Genomic DNA, 15879 nt, shown 5'->3' on the forward strand with positions numbered 1-15879 from the left:
CTCATTCGTTCCAAGATTTGCATCTCGGATTTATTTGCTTGCGAAATTGACTTCGCTTTTTTGTTTTGGGTTCTTACACCCGCACACTTTGCGAAAACATTGTTCAGTTTTCAAGGTACTACCCGCTGCTGTAAATAGCTTTACAACCGCGCTTGTTTAATTTTAGCAGATGTTCTTTCTTTTGTCAAGAACTTTTTTCTGCCCCACCACTGAAGAAGTTTTGCTTTCCCTCAGCAGCGTTTATTATCTTACTAAACCTAGCTCTTCTTGTCAAGACTTTGGTTTAGTTTTATTTCGCCGCCCGCTCTGACAAACTTTGACTTGTCTTGCCCGACGACAGTTATTAATATTACCAACTTGTTCCTGCTTTTGCAAGCTTTTTTTACAAAAAAATGGGATGTTATTTCTAACATCCCTTAAAAAGCCTAATTTCTCAACGGTTTTTCTATATGTGATAGTAGCAAATTAATGCACTGATAAATGTCTCTTATGTCAGTTTTGCATTCGTGAATAACCCAATTATAGATAATTGCATAAACACCACTTGCAACTAAATCGATTTGTCTAACTGAAAATGCACCTCGTGGTCGCATGTAGTTTTCAATTGCGATTGCCAATTCCTTAGTTAAGGTAATACAAAAGTTTCTGGTATCTTTTCCAATTAGCAGCAAATTATAATAGAAAATATGATTGTCCTTAATTTGCGTTAACATTCGGTAAAACATTCGATTCATCGTCTCGCCATTAAAACTGCGCAGCGTTCTTTGTACTTGTAAAGCAACCACTGAGATAAACATGTTCGCCATGTTGCCATAATGATTGTAAAACATTCCCCGATCAATCTGCGCTTTTTTACAAAATTCCGTTACAGTATATTTGTCACAAATATTTTTGCTCAAGTCCTTTTTAAGGATCTTTTCAGAGTACGGTATAGCCATGTTCTAATTCTCCTATTATTTTAATTATAATAAATATATCAATAAAAGCGCTAACAAGCAATAACTTTTTATTTAAAGTTAATCGCTAGAACACTGTCATAGCAATAATTGTATTATCTAAACAAAAAAGCAAAGTTGAATTACAACTTTGCTTTTAATTTAACGATTATTTTCGCGACGCTGTTTACGCTGACGCTTAGCCTTACGAACTTCATGGCGTTGCTCAATCTTGCGTTTTTGCGCCTTATCCTTTTGGATGGCTTGCTTGATCTTCTTCTTATAACCCGGTTTACGCTTCTTCTTTGCTTTTTTAACCAAACCATTCAACCTATTATCAATCTTGCGGTTGGCAGCGTTGCGGTCGATGCGGCGATGATAATGTTTACGTGGAACCAATTCACCATTTTTAATTTCAACAAAATCAAAGTGGACACCCATCTTTTCTAGTCCCGCAATTCGGTTCATTTCTTCTTCGCGAATTAGAGTGACAGCATGCCCAGACAAGCCATTACGACCAGTCCGACCAATTCGGTGAACGACAAAATCTAAATCACGCGGAATTTCATAGTTAATTACTAGACTGACACCATCAATATCCAGTCCACGTGCCGCTAAATCGGTTGCAACAACATACTGATATTGTCCAGCTTCTACTTCACGCAACGCGCGTTTACGTTCACGTTCAGTAATTCCACCATGAATTTTAGCTACTTTTAATCCCTGCGACTGCAAGTATTCAGTCAATTCATCAACTTTTTGCTTAGTATTAGCAAACACAAGTGCCAAATATGGCTGACCCATCGTTAATAATTGGTACAAAATCTTTTTGCGGCTTTTAGCACCAACATCTAACAAATCATTCTTAATTGTTGTTGAAATAACGGTTGGATTATCAATCACAATTTGCTCAGGCTTCGCCATATATTTTCGCAAAAAGTTGCTTAATTGGACTGGAATTGTTGCTGAGAATGCGGCAAACAAAAGGCCTTTAGGCATTCTTTGGGCAATAAAATCAATATCGCTCAAAAAGCCCATGTCTAGCGTCATGTCGGCTTCATCAATAATAAAGTCCTTGACGTAGTCTAAAAAGAGCAGTTTCTTCTGGACAAAATCATGCAGCCGACCCGGTGTTGCAATCACAAGTTGTGGCTTGTTGCTCGTAATCTTCTTTAATTGGCGTTCACGGTCTGTGCCCCCTGCCAAATGAGCTATCGAAATTTCTAATCCTGATGCATCCCGCAGCTGCCTTGCAACTTGGTAAAGCTGCTCAGATAACTCCCGGCTCGGCGCTGTAATAATCGCCTGCGTATATGCCAATTCTGGATCAATGTCGTTAAATACAGGTACTAAAAAGGCGTGGGTTTTCCCCGACCCAGTAACAGCCTGAACCACAACATTCTTATGTGCTAACAAAACAGGAATAACTTCTTCCTGAACCTTAGTCGGCTGCGTAAAATTAATCTTGCTTAACCCAACTTGTAATTCTGGTTTAAGCTTAGCGTCTTTAAAAATATTATTCATGTGCTTCTTGATATTCCTTAGTTACTTGTACCAATTCAGCAAAAATCTGCTTAACTTCAGCTAAATCTTGAGCATTGGCACCACTAGCTAACGCGTGACCGCCACCATCATGCTTAGCTGCTAATTCGTTAATGACTGGACCCTTTGAGCGGTAATGCACACGGTAGGTCCCATCAGGCTTTTCGACAAAAACATTCCAGGCAATAATGTCCTTAATCCTGCCCGGTGTTGAAACCGTGCAGGAAGCTTGGTTAGAGTCCACCCCTAATTTTTCCAATGCTGCTTGCGATAAAATTGCGTAGGCTGCACCACTAGGGTCAACTTCCATGTAATCGAGAACATCTGCCTGCAATTTTGCTTGCACAAAGGTAACGTCGCTAATGTTGCGGGCAATTTCAGTAATATTAATTCCCGTGCTTGCAAGTTTAGCAACAACGCTAAATGTGTGCTCTGTTGTTTCAGGATACATAAACCGACCGGTGTCGCCAACAATACCAGCATACAGCGGATACGCAACTTCTGCCGTAATTGGCATCTTTTCAGCTGCTAAAAAGTCCGCAATAATCTGTGAGGCAGCTGGTGCTTGGTCATCAACGTAACTCATATCCGCATATGGTTCAACATCCGGATGGTGGTCAATTTTAATTAAAAAATCACCTTGATCGTATAACTTATTCGAAATTCGAGCCGTGTTGCCAGTATCGGTTGTAATAACCAATGCACCCTGGTAGTCTGCCTTAGTTACTGGGTCCATGCGGTTAATCCAAGCAAGGTCGCCCTCATCATTTTCACCAGCACACAAAATCCGCTTATCAGGAAACCGAAGTTTTAATGACCGTGCTAGACCAGCTTGTGAGCCCAAGGCATCTGGGTCTGGGCTAGTATGACGATGCAAAATAATTGTCGAATATTGTTCAATTTTTTGATATATTTCCGCAAAAGTGCTCATAATTACTCCTTCATCTTATTAATTGTTTATCCTCTAGTTTACCAGAAAAAGCCGTCAGTCTGAAAATAAGTCTAGGTCAACATCTTCAAAATCAGCCTCTGAAAAATCGGTTGCGGTTACTCCTAACAAGCGAATACCACCGTTAAGAAAGCTATTGGCCAGCGGCTCAAATAATTCGCGCGCTGCTTGATAAATTTCGATTGCATTGTGCGTTGCATGCGGCAACTTTCGCCGTTTAGTGACTGTCACAAAATCATTATTGCGAATTTTTAAAACAACCGTATTAGCAAAAAAGCTACGCTCTTGCAGCTTTTCTTCCAGACTAGCAGCGTAATTACGCAGATTAGTCAGCGCCGTCTGTTCATTATAAACGCACGGCTCATAAGTGCGCTCAATGCCAATCGACTTGCGATTATGTTCATCATCAGGAACAACTTGCGAGAGATCAATGCCATTAGCGTGTTCAGCCATTAAATAACCCATCCGGTTAAAATGCTTAATCAGCTCCCGTACATGAATCTGCTGCAACCCGCGGCCAGTATAAATCCCCATCTGATGAAGACGCTCCTGTGTTCTTGGGCCAATACCATGAAATTTTTCGATTTTTTGCCTTGCTAAAAATTCGCGTGCTTCTTCAGGCAAAATCACTGTCCGCCCAAACGGCTTGGCATATTCCGAGCCCATTTTAGCTAAAAACTTATTATAAGTAGCGCCAAAAGAACAATTCAGTCCCTCCTCTTCGCGAATTCGCGTTTGCAGGCCAATCGCCAGTTCAACCGCTGAAGTCGAACCCAACTTATTCTCAGTTACATCTAAATAGGCTTCATCAAGTGCAATCGACTGAACAGAATCCGTGATTTCATGCATCATTTGATGAATTTCTGCCGAAACTGCTCGATATTTTGTAAAATTGGGGCGCAAAAAAACCAGTTTGTCTGCCGGTACTAGCCTGACTGCCTTAATTGACGGCATCGCTGAATGCACGCCATACCTGCGCGCAACGTAATTAGCTGTTGCCACCACACCATGACCATGATTTTTCCGAGCATCTTGGCCAATAACCAGCGCCTTATTTTTTAAAGTCGGATTGTCGCGCATTTCAACGGAAGCATAAAAAGCATCCATATCGACATGGATAATGCGCCGGTGAGTATCATTAACCGGCAGCAAGTCGTCACTTGGGCTAGTCATAGATCCAATGTTCAGTTGCTGATTCAAAAATGTGATCGGCAGCTTTTGGCCCCATGCGGTAAGGCAAATATTCCTCAGGCTTCTTACCAGCCTGATTGTCCTGCTCCCAAGCACCTTCAATCAAATCAATAAATTTCCAGTAATTTTTCAATTCGCTCCAATGAGTAAAGTTAGTCGAATCATTAACAAAAACATCATGCAGTAGCCGCTCATAACCGTCCGGCACCTCAGCTAATTCAGACTTGGAAAAAATATAATCTAAGTTTTCACGACGAATGCCACTGGTGGAAATTTTCTTACCATTAATTGTAATGAAAATTTCCATTTGTGGATCAATAACGATTGTAATATTGTTCGAATGAGCCTGCCCATAAGGGTTAGACATGTGCTTTAACACAATATCGATTCGACTTTCCTTTTCCTTAAATTCCTTACCCGTTCTAAAGTAGATTGGCACCCCAGCAACAGGTCCTTTTTGAAATTTAATCTCTCCAGCCGCATAAGTTTCTGTTGTTGAGTCTTCCGCAACATTGGGCTCCTGCTTATAACCAAATGTCGTGTCACTGCCCAGATATTGCCCGCGGACAAAGTGCTGGTCAATCTCTGCCTTATTAGGCATTATCAAGCTGTCAAGCAGCTCTTGCTTAGCTTGGTGAATACTCTTTGATGCCAAATCTTTGGGTTCCGGCATTGCTAGCAGCGTAATAATTTGGAAAATATGGTTCTGGACCATGTCGCGCAAAGCTCCAGAAGTTTCGTAATATCCCCCGCGAGCCTCGACGCCAAGCTGTTCTGCCAAAGTAACCTGAATATTTTTAATGTTAGTACTATTCCACACACTTTTTATCAGCGGGTTAGTAAACCGCAGCGGCAAGATATTCTGGACCATTTCTTTACCCAAATAATGATCAATTCGAAAAATATCGTCCTCCGCAAAAGAAGCAGTAATCTGCTTGTTCAACTTTTCAGCAGTAGCAAGGTCACGGCCAAACGGTTTTTCGACAACTATTCTGTTAAAGCCGGTACTAGTCAGGTTCTGGTCATTAATATGCGTGGCAATCGTACCAAAAAAGCGTGGTGCCATCGCCATGTAGAAAATGCGATTGCCTTGAGCACTGTAAAACTCATCAAGCTCTTGCGCCAATTTTTTAAGTGTTTGGTAATGTTCAACATTCGTTACATCATGGGATTGATAGTAAAAATGGCTGGCAAAAGCTTGAACTTCGTTTTCGTCAACCTCTTTATGAGTTTCATGAATTGCGTCACTAACCTGTTCACGCAGATAGTCGTGCGTCCACGGCCGCCGCGCCGTACCGATAACGGCAAAATTATCATGAATCAAACCTTGCTCGTATAAATTAAATAATGCCGGATACAATTTACGGTGAGCCAAGTCGCCGCTGCCGCCAAAAATAATCATTACAACTGGAATATTGTTCATAAGGGTACCCTTTCCTAAAACTAAACTTAAGTTAATTCCATTTTATACTATTTTGTAGCCAAACATTAGTTTTAAGTCGGTCTTGACCAATAATTTTTAAAGAAAAAGCACCAAAGTTTAGTTAAAAACAATGGTGATTTACGATTATTTTTGCGGTGCTAAGCCCTCAATTAACAACACTCTTGTCAAGATCGCCGGTCAGTTTAACAATACTAATCACATAATCAATCCGTTTGCTGAATTTCTTTTTATTTAGTCCTTACATGCTAGCAAAAAAAGCAAAATTCTCGTAAGCTGTTAAATTTTCATAAAGTGCAGCAAATTGGGCCATAAAACCAAGCTTTCCTAAAATCTTTCGATTAGGCATTAAGGTTTGCAAAACTTCAATGCTATCCTGTTGCGGTTTAGGTGTCCCCATAATCGAATTAATCAAGGTCGTTTTGTCAGAACCACTCAGTCCAATTATTCCTAGAATTTCGCCGCTATCAATTTAGAGATTAATATCAGTTAAGACTATCATCTTGCCATAGTCTTGTTTTAAATTGCTAATTTTAATCGTTATTGCCAATCTTATCCCAGCTTGCCTTTAACCAAAGTCAAGTTAGCCAAAATATACTATTTAACAAAAAAGCTCATCGCAGATTGCAATGAGTTTCTTTAGTTTAAATTTTTATTCTTCAGTTGAGTTATCGTCTGAAGTTGAATTATCTGACTTTGGCGTTACTTCGTCAGGCTTATCAGCAGGTTCTGCTGGTTTTTCTTCCTTTGCAGGTTCACTTTCAGCTGGTTTTGCTTCAGCAACTTCAGCTTTGGCAGCTGGTAAAATTTGTTGAACAGCCATGCGACTAAAAGTAAGGTAAATTCCATCAGCGTCAACAACAACCGTCTTGTCCTTAGCATCAACAGAATCAATCTTAGCGTGCAAACCGTCAATTAAAATAACGTTGTCGCCCTTCTTCAATTGGTTCATCATTTCCATTTTCTTTTGTTGTTGCTTCTTTTGCGGCTTAATCATTGTAAAGTACATGAAAGCAATCAAAACAATAAAAATAATAATCATCATGTAGCTGCTACTACCACCAGCTGCAGCTAAAAATAGAGTATTCACTTTTACACCTCATCAATTTCATAAATATATTAACTTCTTAATTATACATAATTTTACAGCGGTTTGCACTACTCATTGGGAATTGGTAAGCCCAATTGCGCATAGGCCTTTTCTGTGACCATGCGACCTCGCGGCGTCATTAAAATAAAGCCGCGTTGCAATAGGTATGGTTCGTAAAGCGATTCAATAGTTTCAACATCTTCACCACTATTAGCTGCTAGAGTGCGCACACCCACAGGGCCGCCGTGATAATTTTCAATCATTACCCGTAAAATCTTGCGGTCAGTCTGGTCCAGTCCCTCACCGTCAACCTGTAATTGCTTGAGCGAACTAGCGGTTGTTGCAAAGGAAATAACTTTTTCGCCCTTTACTTCCGCAAAATCACGCACGCGCCGAAGCAATCTATTGGCTACTCGCGGCGTACCGCGCGACCTTCTAGCTAACTCATGAGCTGCTTCTGGCGCAATCTCAATGTTAAAAACATTGCTTGAGCGCTGAATAATTTGTTCCAATTCATCAACTTGATAGTATTGCAAATGCTCAACAATCCCGAACCGATCACGCAAAGGCGCGGACAATTGCCCTGCTAAAGTAGTCGCCCCAACTAAAGTAAACGGTGGTAGCGGCACATGAACCGCATGAGTTGTCTGCCCCTCACCAATTACAATATCGATGTAGTAATCTTCCATTGCAGAATAAAGCACTTCTTCAATCGGCTTAGCCAAGCGATGGATTTCATCAATAAATAGGACATCCCCCGGATTAAGGTCAGTCAATAATGCTACTAAGTCGCCCGCTTTTTCAATTGCTGGCCCACTAGTACTCTTTAAATTCACGCCTAGTTCATTTGCAATCACAAATGCCAAAGTTGTTTTACCTAAGCCCGGTGGTCCGTAGAGCAAAACGTGGTCCAGTGCCTCATCACGCTGCTTAGCGGCTTTGATGTACACTGCCAATTCTTTTTTTACCCGATTTTGCCCCAAATAATCAGCCAGACGCTGTGGTCTTAATGAAAATTCAGTCTGTTCTTCATTTGGTCCCTGACTTTCGCCAGAAACAATTGAGTCATCATTATCTGTCACCAGTTTCACTTCCTTTGAACACGTTACTCTTTATTATAGCAAGATTTACTTCTTTAAGAGAAGGGCCAATCCCTTTTTAATATATTGATCGGCAGTCGTCGCATTTTCTTTTGCCAGTTTTGGCGCTACCCGGTCAACTTCCTTTTGTGTATAGCCAAGTGCCAGTAATGCTAACAGAGCATCGTTAAGTTCTGGCGTAATTTCTTGATCGGCAATCTTATCAACGCGCTGAACAAAGTCTCCCAACTTTCCTTTCAGATCAAGCACAATTTGCGACGCAGTCTTTTTACCAACACCCGGAAAGCGAGTTAAGTACTTAACTTCACCCTGCTCAATGGCTTCGGCTAAGGAATTACTATCCTCAGCCGCCATAATTGCCAAGGCAGACTTAGGTCCAATGCCACTGACACTAAGCAATTTTAAAAACAGTCCCTTATCTTCTTCGCTTTGAAAACCATATAAAGTAACACCAGTATCACGAACAATTTGCTCAATATAAACCTTGGCTTGCTCGTCCTGATGATACGCAAATGGAGTGGGGCTAAAAACTTTATAGCCCACACCATTAACATCCAGCACTATATAGTTTGGCATGATTTTGGTGATGACACCATTTAAATATTCATACATTAATTATTTATCCTTTTTAAACATTTTATTCAATTCACTCTGCCGCAAACGCACCAGCACTAAGTTGCCGCGAGCATCGTGATAAGGGTCAGCAGTTTGCCGTAATTTAGTCAAAAGTTCACCGGCTTCTGCATTTGTTAACTTGGTTCGGCCCGTAATTTCTTGATCAGCCTGCCGCGCCGCAATTCGCTTGACCAAATTCGCAGTATCAGTCTGGTCAACATTCAAAAAGCTATCCAAAATTGCCCGAATTGCCAGTTCAGGATCGCCCTTAATCCAGGTTGGATAAGACCGTAAAATAAAGGTATCGGTACCAAATTCTTCCAAGAATAAGCCAATCTTATTAATTGCCGCCAGATTATCCTTAATTTGAAGAAAATCCAAATTGCCAAAAGAAAGTGTCAATGGCGTTAATAAGCCCTGCTGAGTGATTTTTTGCTCCAAAATTGCTTGCTCAATCGCAATAAAACGCAGCAATCGTCTTGTAGCAACTTGGTCAACTAAGTATAAATCTTCACCACTTGCAGCTACCAGGTAAGTTCTTGTCTGGCCAACCAAGGTTAATTCTGGTAGGTTATTAGCCAGAACTTCATCCCCAGTCGACACAACTGCCGAATTACTTGAGCTATTCACAAATGGGGTCAACTGCTTTTGCCGAGTAACATTGTCGCGCCAAGTCTTCGTAATCAAGTACCGGTCATCATCACGCGGGATTGTTAAATCGATATATTGCGGGTGCTTGAGTGTCGTAATCTTGGGAGCAGAGCTTTCATGAATCTCATTAGCTGGCACAACCCGCTTGGTATCAACAACATTTTTATTCAAATTAAACTTAAGCTGGTCAACCAACGTCTCTTGTTTAGCCGTTGTCAAATTTGCTAGCCCATCACTATGATTATCTAGCGACAACAACGTGCTGCTAATCGCATTCGTAATCAGGCGGCTGACCTCACGTTCTTTAGACAAACGCACCTCTTGCTTTGTTGGGTGAACATTGACATCGACTAGTAGCGGGTCAACCTCAACCTTAACAATCGCAATTGGATAATGTTTACTAGCTAAATGCGTGCCGTAGCCATCCATCACCGCAGCCGCCAACTGATAATTTCTAATATAACGACCATTTAGCAAAATTGAAATAAAATTACGCGTCGATCGCGTTAATTCGGGCTTTGACATTAAGCCAGTAACCGTAAAATCGCTATTGCTGCTCTCAAAAGGCAGCATTTTTTCAGCAATGTGGCGGCCATAAACACTGGAGACCGTCTGCTGTAAGTTGCCATTACCGGCAGTTCTTAATAAAACGCGCCCTTCATTTGCCAATGTTAAAGCTAAATCAGGGTAACCCAGAGCAATTCGGTTCACAATGTCGACAATCTTCATGATTTCGGTGCGGGGACTGCGTAAGTACTTTAATCGAGCTGGCGTGTTATAGAACAAGTCTTTAACCGTTATCTGCGTGCCTTTTTTAGCCGCAGCATCTTCCTGCAGCGTTTTGACACTGCCAGTAAATTCGGCTCGCGTTCCTACAGCTTCATTAACATTAGTTAAAATTTCTACATGACTAACTGCCGCAATCGAAGCCAGAGCCTCGCCGCGAAAACCCAGAGTCCCCACATTAAACAGGTCACGCTCATTAGTAATCTTACTCGTTGCGTGCCGAGTAAAAGCAAGGTCAATTTGATCGCTAGCAATTCCCGAGCCGTTATCTTGAACGACGATTTCCTTTAAACCCGCATCAATAAAATCAATTCGGATTCGGCTGCTGCCAGCGTCAATCGCGTTTTCCACTAATTCCTTAACCACACTTGCTGGCCGCTCGATTACTTCCCCAGCCGCAATTTGGTTAGTTAAGTTTGTTGATAATTCATGAATTTGCGCCATGATTACTGCTTATCCTTCAAGTCTTCCTGCCAGTTTTCAACCAGCTGCATTACCTCAAGCGGGGTTTTATCCGCCAAGTAAAGATTTGAAATTTCATCAAGAATATCTTTTTCCTTGCCCGTAACCTCATCTTCTACTGGTTCTTCAAGTTGGTCTTCAGTATTGACTTCATTAGTGCTAAATAAATCCAGTTGAGTAGCTGCTGGGCCTAAATTGCTGCCTTGAGCTTCAAGTCGTTTTAACAATTTGGTTGCTTCACGCAAAACTTTACGCGGTAATCCCGCCAATTGCGCTACGTGGATGCCGTAACTTTGATCAGCTGGTCCCGGTAAAATTTTATGTAAGAAAATCAGCTTGCCATTTTCTTCAGTTGCACCAACATGAATATTCTTAAGGTGTGACAGCTTCTGCTCCATCGCTGTTAATTCATGGAAATGCGTCGCAAATAAAACTTTGGCACCAACTTCATCGTGCAAATACTGCACAATTGCACCGGCCAAAGCCATCCCATCATAAGTCGCTGTGCCACGACCAATCTCATCAAATAATACCAGACTGCGCTTCGTTGCTGATTGCAATGCGGCATTGGCTTCCGTCATTTCAACCATAAAAGTACTCTGCCCTGAAATCAGGTCATCAGCGGCCCCAATTCTGGTAAAAATTTGGTCAAAAATTGGCAAATCAGCACTGTCTGCCGGAACAAAGGAACCAACTTGCGCCATCACTGCGATAAGCGCCATTTGCCGCATGTAGGTACTTTTACCAGACATGTTAGGACCGGTAATTAAGAAAATATTGGTATCTTCGTCGAGTTTAACATCGTTAGGGATGTATGCTCCTGCCTTCATTACCTTCTCAACTACGGGATGGCGTCCTGCCACTACCTTGACATCTTGATTAGCAGAATGAAAAGCCGGCCGGCAATAATTGTTTTCTTCTGCAACTTGAGCAAACGAACAAAAGACATCAAGGCTGGCTAATTGTGCGGCTAATTTTTGCAAAGCAGCGATGTACTTCTTGACCTCTTCACGTAATTTAACAAACAAATCATATTCCAAATCCGTTGACTTGGTCTGTGCTTCTAAGATTAAATTCTCGTGCTCCTTTAACTCCGGCGTGATATAACGCTCGGCATTAGTCAACGTCTGCTTGCGGGTATAACGCTCAGTTGGCACTTTATTCTTGTTGGAATTAGTCACCTGAATGTAGTAACCAAAAACCTTGTTGTAACCGACTTTGAGGTTATCAATTCCTGTCTTTTGGCGTTCAGAAACTTCCATTTCTGCCAACCACTTTTTACCGTTATTCATTGCGTCACGATAACGGTCAAGCTGGCTATCAACTCCTGGCCGAATTAGCCCACCATCAGTAGTAACAACCGGTGGTTGGTCAACAATTGTTGATGTAATTAATTCCGCTACACCTTTTAACGGATCAATCTTAGCGGCAAAATTTTGTAAAACCGAACTATCTGCATCTTGTAATGCCGTTAAAATTGTCGGTACAGCCTGCAAAGAATGAGCTAGTTGTAATAATTCACGGGCGTTAACATTGCCAAAAGCGATTCGTCCCGTTAAACGTTCCAAATCGTAGACACCCTTGAGCGCATCAATAATATTTTCCCGCGTAAAATACCCGTCAAGTAAGGCTTGGACCATTTCTTGACGCGCAGTTAACTTTTCAATTGATAGTAATGGTCGTGCCAACCATTGTTTGAGCAAACGACCACCCATTGCTGTGTGCGTCTTATCAAGAACCCAGAACAGGGATCCCATCTTTTTGCCGGTCTTAGCAGAAGCTGTTAGCTCCAGATTGTTCTGCACCGTATGCGACATTTGCAAATATTGGCTGACTTCATAACTTTGAGCCACTTGTAAGTGTGCCAAGCTGCGCTTTTGCGTGGTTAATAGGTAGCCTACCAGTTGTTGCACGGCCGCTTTTTCGACATGATTAGTCAGCTTTTGTTCAACAAAGGAAACTTCCGCGTGCTTTTCGGTCAGTTCAACTGGTGCCGAAACCGTAATGTTAGCTTTATTAAAAAATTCGCTATTGTCATTACTTAAATGTCCATTATATACGACCTCACGCGTGCGCAATGACAGCAACTCATTAGCCACTGCCGCGAACGTCTTTAAATGGGTCGCAAAAATTTCACCGGTTGACAAATCACTATAAGCTAGGCCAAAGCCGCTCTTGGTTGTCACCACCGACGTTAAATAATTGGCATCCTTGGCTTCGCTAGGTTTGTCATTCATGCGCGTACCCGGCGTCACTAATTGGATAATCCCACGCTTAACCATTCCTTTGGCATCCTTAGGATTTTCCAGCTGCTCACATAAAGCAACTTTGTAACCCTTCTCTACCAAAGTGTCAACGTAAGAATCAACGGCAACGTGTGGCACACCTGCCATTGGAATTGGATTTTCACTTTTATTTGACCGGTGAGTTAAGGTCAATTCCAAAATTTGTGCACCCTTAATCGCATCATCTTCGAATAATTCATAAAAATCACCGACGCGATAAAAAAGGAAGGCATCGGGATATTGCTTTTTAATTTCGTAATATTGCTCCATCATCGGAGTTGTACTTGCTTTTGCCATTTATTCCTCTTCTTCTTTGCTATTACTGCTATATTATACGCTATCTCTAAGGGCAAAAGAAAAAAGTCCGCTAGTTAATTGAATTATCTTTAGTATAATAAAGAATTTAATGTAAGTATAATTAATCAGATTTGCTAAAAGTTATTCATTCTCAGAAGCTTTTTTATCAATTGCATCAAGATAACTTCTAAGATCCTCAACTTTTTCACTTATTAAGGCTTTAGCTACCTTTATTTTCTTTGCTTCACGAACTTTAAGGATTTCATCTGTTTTAAGTAATTGGGCTAAGTCAAACTGATCGTTACAATCTAGTAATTTACAGAATTCTGGATAATGTCTTCTTAGTCGTTTATAAAAGTTTTCAAAATTAGCAGTCCCATAGCCCTTGGTTTTGCTCGTCTTAACCATACCAGTACTTAAAATCTGTAATAATGTTTGCTCTTTAAAATAACAAAAAGGACTTATTACTTGCTTATCGTGTACTGCTAAATTGAAAAATTCTGTTGAAATAAAGACCCAAGCAATATATTCGCGCAGAATTTCTTTTGCCATTTTAAAATCCTGCCAATCAGCAGAAGACCAGCTATCGTCTTTATTAACAGACTTAATTCTTTGATACAAACTCGCTAAGTTAAAGAATAATTCGTAAAGCTCCCAAGTTGAAGAAAATTTCAGGTTAAGGTCAACATTATGTTTTAAAGCAATATCAAGATGTGACAACAGCTTATTATCTTGAAACATGCTGTGATCCCTTTCGTCCGAAATACTATTTAAATTGTGAACTATCACAAAAATCAAAATAATCATGATGATGATTACAGTACAAGTTAACCATAAAAATTGCTGCGCAAATAATTTGTTTTTATCAAAATTCACTAATGTAAGTAATAGGACTAGTAATATTGCAATTACCCAAATTAAGTTTCGATTTACTCTTTCCTTGTTGCTTTTAGTATTCCTGGCTCTTTTACGTGTCATATTTACACCTTACTTTCTTTAAATATTTTACAGTTTACAACAGATCAAATCTCGATAATTTGATAATGACAACAATATTATAAACTGACTTCTATTTGTCTTTAATCCTGTTAACTAATTTGGCCACGCCAAAACCCCGAAATTAGTTGCTTCAATTTCGGAGATCATCTCATCAATTGGATTTTTTAAATTAGTTTTTGCCTAAACTTTTTGGCAAATTTATTGGTCAAACTGTGAGGCCATGTAACTACTAGCTTTTAAGCAAAATTATGCCGCACATTTCACCAGTACTCAAAAAGAATATATAAATACATGTAAGCGTATTTTGATAATTATTAAATAACTACAATCACCAATTTATAAATTGAATTGAGCATTTTCATTGTCTTGACTACTCTATTCCAATATAATTAATATTTGTGAATTAAAGCAGTGCTTATACTACCATAACTTACATGCTGGCATAAAAGCAAATTAAAAAATCGTTTCTCATAAACAGTACACGAAACGATTTTTTATTTGCTTTTTAAATTATACACGAATCATCGATCAAGATTTTTCTTAATCGTCTAAAAACACTATACCCAAATTAAGGAGTGCGACCTAGTGAAGTTATTAAAGAACAACTTATCTGCAATAACAATATTTTTATTACTTTTTGAAATTAGTTCCCCAGTTTCCGCTGCTAAAGCTAGAAAGTATACATATAACGGCTCAGATCTAATTAAGCAAGACTATTACAACATCAAGGAAACCAAAAAATTCAAATACAATTTACATGGAAGAGAAGCTTATAACGCAGCAGCTTTTACACCACAACGCAATAATCTCTTAGGTTACAGTTGGCCTGACAAAAACAATATCACCTATACTACAGATGGTACTGCACGCCAAGCAGCTCTTACAGATGATTCTATACGACGTATTAATAGCATGAATGTTGTTAAATTAACACCTACAACAAATAATCCAGATATTACCGTCCATTATGTTAGTCAAGAAAAAATTAACAGCTTTAATACTGATCCTAATCATGATCCACATATTTCAGCTTTAGGTCTGACTATTTACGGTAATGTCTGGTTGACGGCCAATAAATACGCCCCAGAAACTTTTATTCACGTTAATATTTATGTTAATAAAGACGAAAATAACTTAAGCAATAGCCTAAACAGTAATCTTAAATGGCGTCTAGACTATCGTAATGAATCAATCATTATTCATGAATTTGGACATGCATTAGGTCTAGGACATACTGGTGGTTATTCAAACTTAATGTCTTCAAGTAACTACCAATTTAGTCAAACTGCAACTAAAAATCATACGCAAATCTTAGACCAAGATTTTTACAATCGCCTGAAAACACTTTATACAGCAAAATAATTGAAGTCTATACCGATCAGTAAATACCAGAAAGCTAATATTTCCGGACAATATTAGCTTCAAAATATTACTACAAAACACTATACATTTACGATATTTTGTAAACAATATAGTTAATATATAATAAAATTAATCCAATTGCAAGTAACTTTTTTAAATTATCTACTGCTCATT

At 39.8% G+C, this 15879-nt stretch carries 12 protein-coding genes; 1 reads left to right on the plus strand and 11 read right to left on the minus strand.

The genetic code is table 11. The features are described 5' to 3' along the window. Positions 1 to 425: 425 nt before the first annotated feature. The 11 genes from OZX76_RS06975 to OZX76_RS07025 all read right to left on the minus strand — a co-directional run bounded on the left by OZX76_RS06975 (position 426) and on the right by OZX76_RS07025 (position 14085). Complete coding sequence (locus tag OZX76_RS06975; protein ID WP_277179001.1) at positions 426 to 938, minus strand: hypothetical protein; 513 nt, start codon at positions 936 to 938, stop codon at positions 426 to 428. Between the two features lie 159 nt (positions 939 to 1097). Next, positions 1098 to 2459, minus strand: coding sequence for a DEAD/DEAH box helicase (locus tag OZX76_RS06980; RefSeq protein WP_277179003.1), 1362 nt, complete (start codon positions 2457 to 2459; stop codon positions 1098 to 1100). Continuing rightward, positions 2452 to 3408, minus strand: coding sequence for a bifunctional oligoribonuclease/PAP phosphatase NrnA (locus tag OZX76_RS06985; protein ID WP_277179005.1), 957 nt, complete (start codon positions 3406 to 3408; stop codon positions 2452 to 2454). The genes OZX76_RS06980 and OZX76_RS06985 overlap by 8 nt, the downstream gene beginning before the upstream one ends. A 54-nt stretch (positions 3409 to 3462) precedes the next feature. Further along, positions 3463 to 4599: a DNA polymerase IV gene (gene dinB / locus OZX76_RS06990; protein ID WP_277179007.1), complete on the minus strand. Its 1137-nt coding sequence runs from the start codon at positions 4597 to 4599 to the stop codon at positions 3463 to 3465. Beyond that, a complete protein-coding gene (gene zwf / locus OZX76_RS06995) occupies positions 4592 to 6040 on the minus strand; it encodes a glucose-6-phosphate dehydrogenase (RefSeq protein WP_277179009.1) in 1449 nt (482 codons plus the stop codon). The genes dinB and zwf overlap by 8 nt, the downstream gene beginning before the upstream one ends. Positions 6041 to 6710: 670 nt before the next feature. Further along, complete coding sequence (yajC, locus tag OZX76_RS07000) at positions 6711 to 7148, minus strand: preprotein translocase subunit YajC (protein WP_277179010.1); 438 nt, start codon at positions 7146 to 7148, stop codon at positions 6711 to 6713. A 68-nt stretch (positions 7149 to 7216) separates the two neighbouring features. Continuing rightward, positions 7217 to 8230 carry a Holliday junction branch migration DNA helicase RuvB gene (gene ruvB / locus OZX76_RS07005; protein ID WP_277131617.1) on the minus strand — a complete coding sequence of 338 codons (1014 nt, stop codon included), beginning with the start codon at positions 8228 to 8230 and terminating at the stop codon, positions 7217 to 7219. 45 nt (positions 8231 to 8275) lie between these two features. Further along, the gene (ruvA, locus tag OZX76_RS07010) at positions 8276 to 8860 is read right to left on the minus strand and encodes a Holliday junction branch migration protein RuvA (RefSeq protein ID WP_277179012.1); all 585 of its coding nucleotides are present in this window, start codon (positions 8858 to 8860) and stop codon (positions 8276 to 8278) included. Between the two features lie 3 nt (positions 8861 to 8863). Beyond that, positions 8864 to 10744, minus strand: coding sequence for a DNA mismatch repair endonuclease MutL (gene mutL, locus OZX76_RS07015; RefSeq protein WP_277179015.1), 1881 nt, complete (start codon positions 10742 to 10744; stop codon positions 8864 to 8866). Positions 10745 to 10746: 2 nt separating this feature from the next. After that, the gene (gene mutS / locus OZX76_RS07020; RefSeq protein WP_277181520.1) at positions 10747 to 13320 is read right to left on the minus strand and encodes a DNA mismatch repair protein MutS; all 2574 of its coding nucleotides are present in this window, start codon (positions 13318 to 13320) and stop codon (positions 10747 to 10749) included. Positions 13321 to 13485: 165 nt separating this feature from the next. Continuing rightward, positions 13486 to 14085, minus strand: coding sequence for a hypothetical protein (locus tag OZX76_RS07025; RefSeq protein WP_277179018.1), 600 nt, complete (start codon positions 14083 to 14085; stop codon positions 13486 to 13488). Between the two features lie 843 nt (positions 14086 to 14928). Here OZX76_RS07025 and OZX76_RS07030 point away from each other — a divergent pair. Then, positions 14929 to 15705: a matrixin family metalloprotease gene (locus OZX76_RS07030; protein WP_277131623.1), complete on the plus strand. Its 777-nt coding sequence runs from the start codon at positions 14929 to 14931 to the stop codon at positions 15703 to 15705. Positions 15706 to 15879: the final 174 nt, after the last annotated feature.

Origin of the sequence: Lactobacillus sp. ESL0677, assembly GCF_029392875.1 — a bacterium.
Classification (GTDB): domain Bacteria; phylum Bacillota; class Bacilli; order Lactobacillales; family Lactobacillaceae; genus Lactobacillus.

Coding starts and splice junctions, on each gene's coding strand:
- OZX76_RS06985 (WP_277179005.1), bottom strand. CDS start 3,408: ATGAGCACTTTTGCGGAAATATATCAAAAAATTGAACAATATTCGACA.
- zwf (WP_277179009.1), bottom strand. CDS start 6,040: ATGAACAATATTCCAGTTGTAATGATTATTTTTGGCGGCAGCGGCGAC.
- dinB (WP_277179007.1), bottom strand. CDS start 4,599: ATGACTAGCCCAAGTGACGACTTGCTGCCGGTTAATGATACTCACCGG.
- mutL (WP_277179015.1), bottom strand. CDS start 10,744: ATGGCGCAAATTCATGAATTATCAACAAACTTAACTAACCAAATTGCG.
- mutS (WP_277181520.1), bottom strand. CDS start 13,320: ATGATGGAGCAATATTACGAAATTAAAAAGCAATATCCCGATGCCTTC.
- OZX76_RS07025 (WP_277179018.1), bottom strand. CDS start 14,085: ATGTTTCAAGATAATAAGCTGTTGTCACATCTTGATATTGCTTTAAAA.
- ruvA (WP_277179012.1), bottom strand. CDS start 8,860: ATGTATGAATATTTAAATGGTGTCATCACCAAAATCATGCCAAACTAT.
- OZX76_RS06975 (WP_277179001.1), bottom strand. CDS start 938: ATGGCTATACCGTACTCTGAAAAGATCCTTAAAAAGGACTTGAGCAAA.
- OZX76_RS06980 (WP_277179003.1), bottom strand. CDS start 2,459: ATGAATAATATTTTTAAAGACGCTAAGCTTAAACCAGAATTACAAGTT.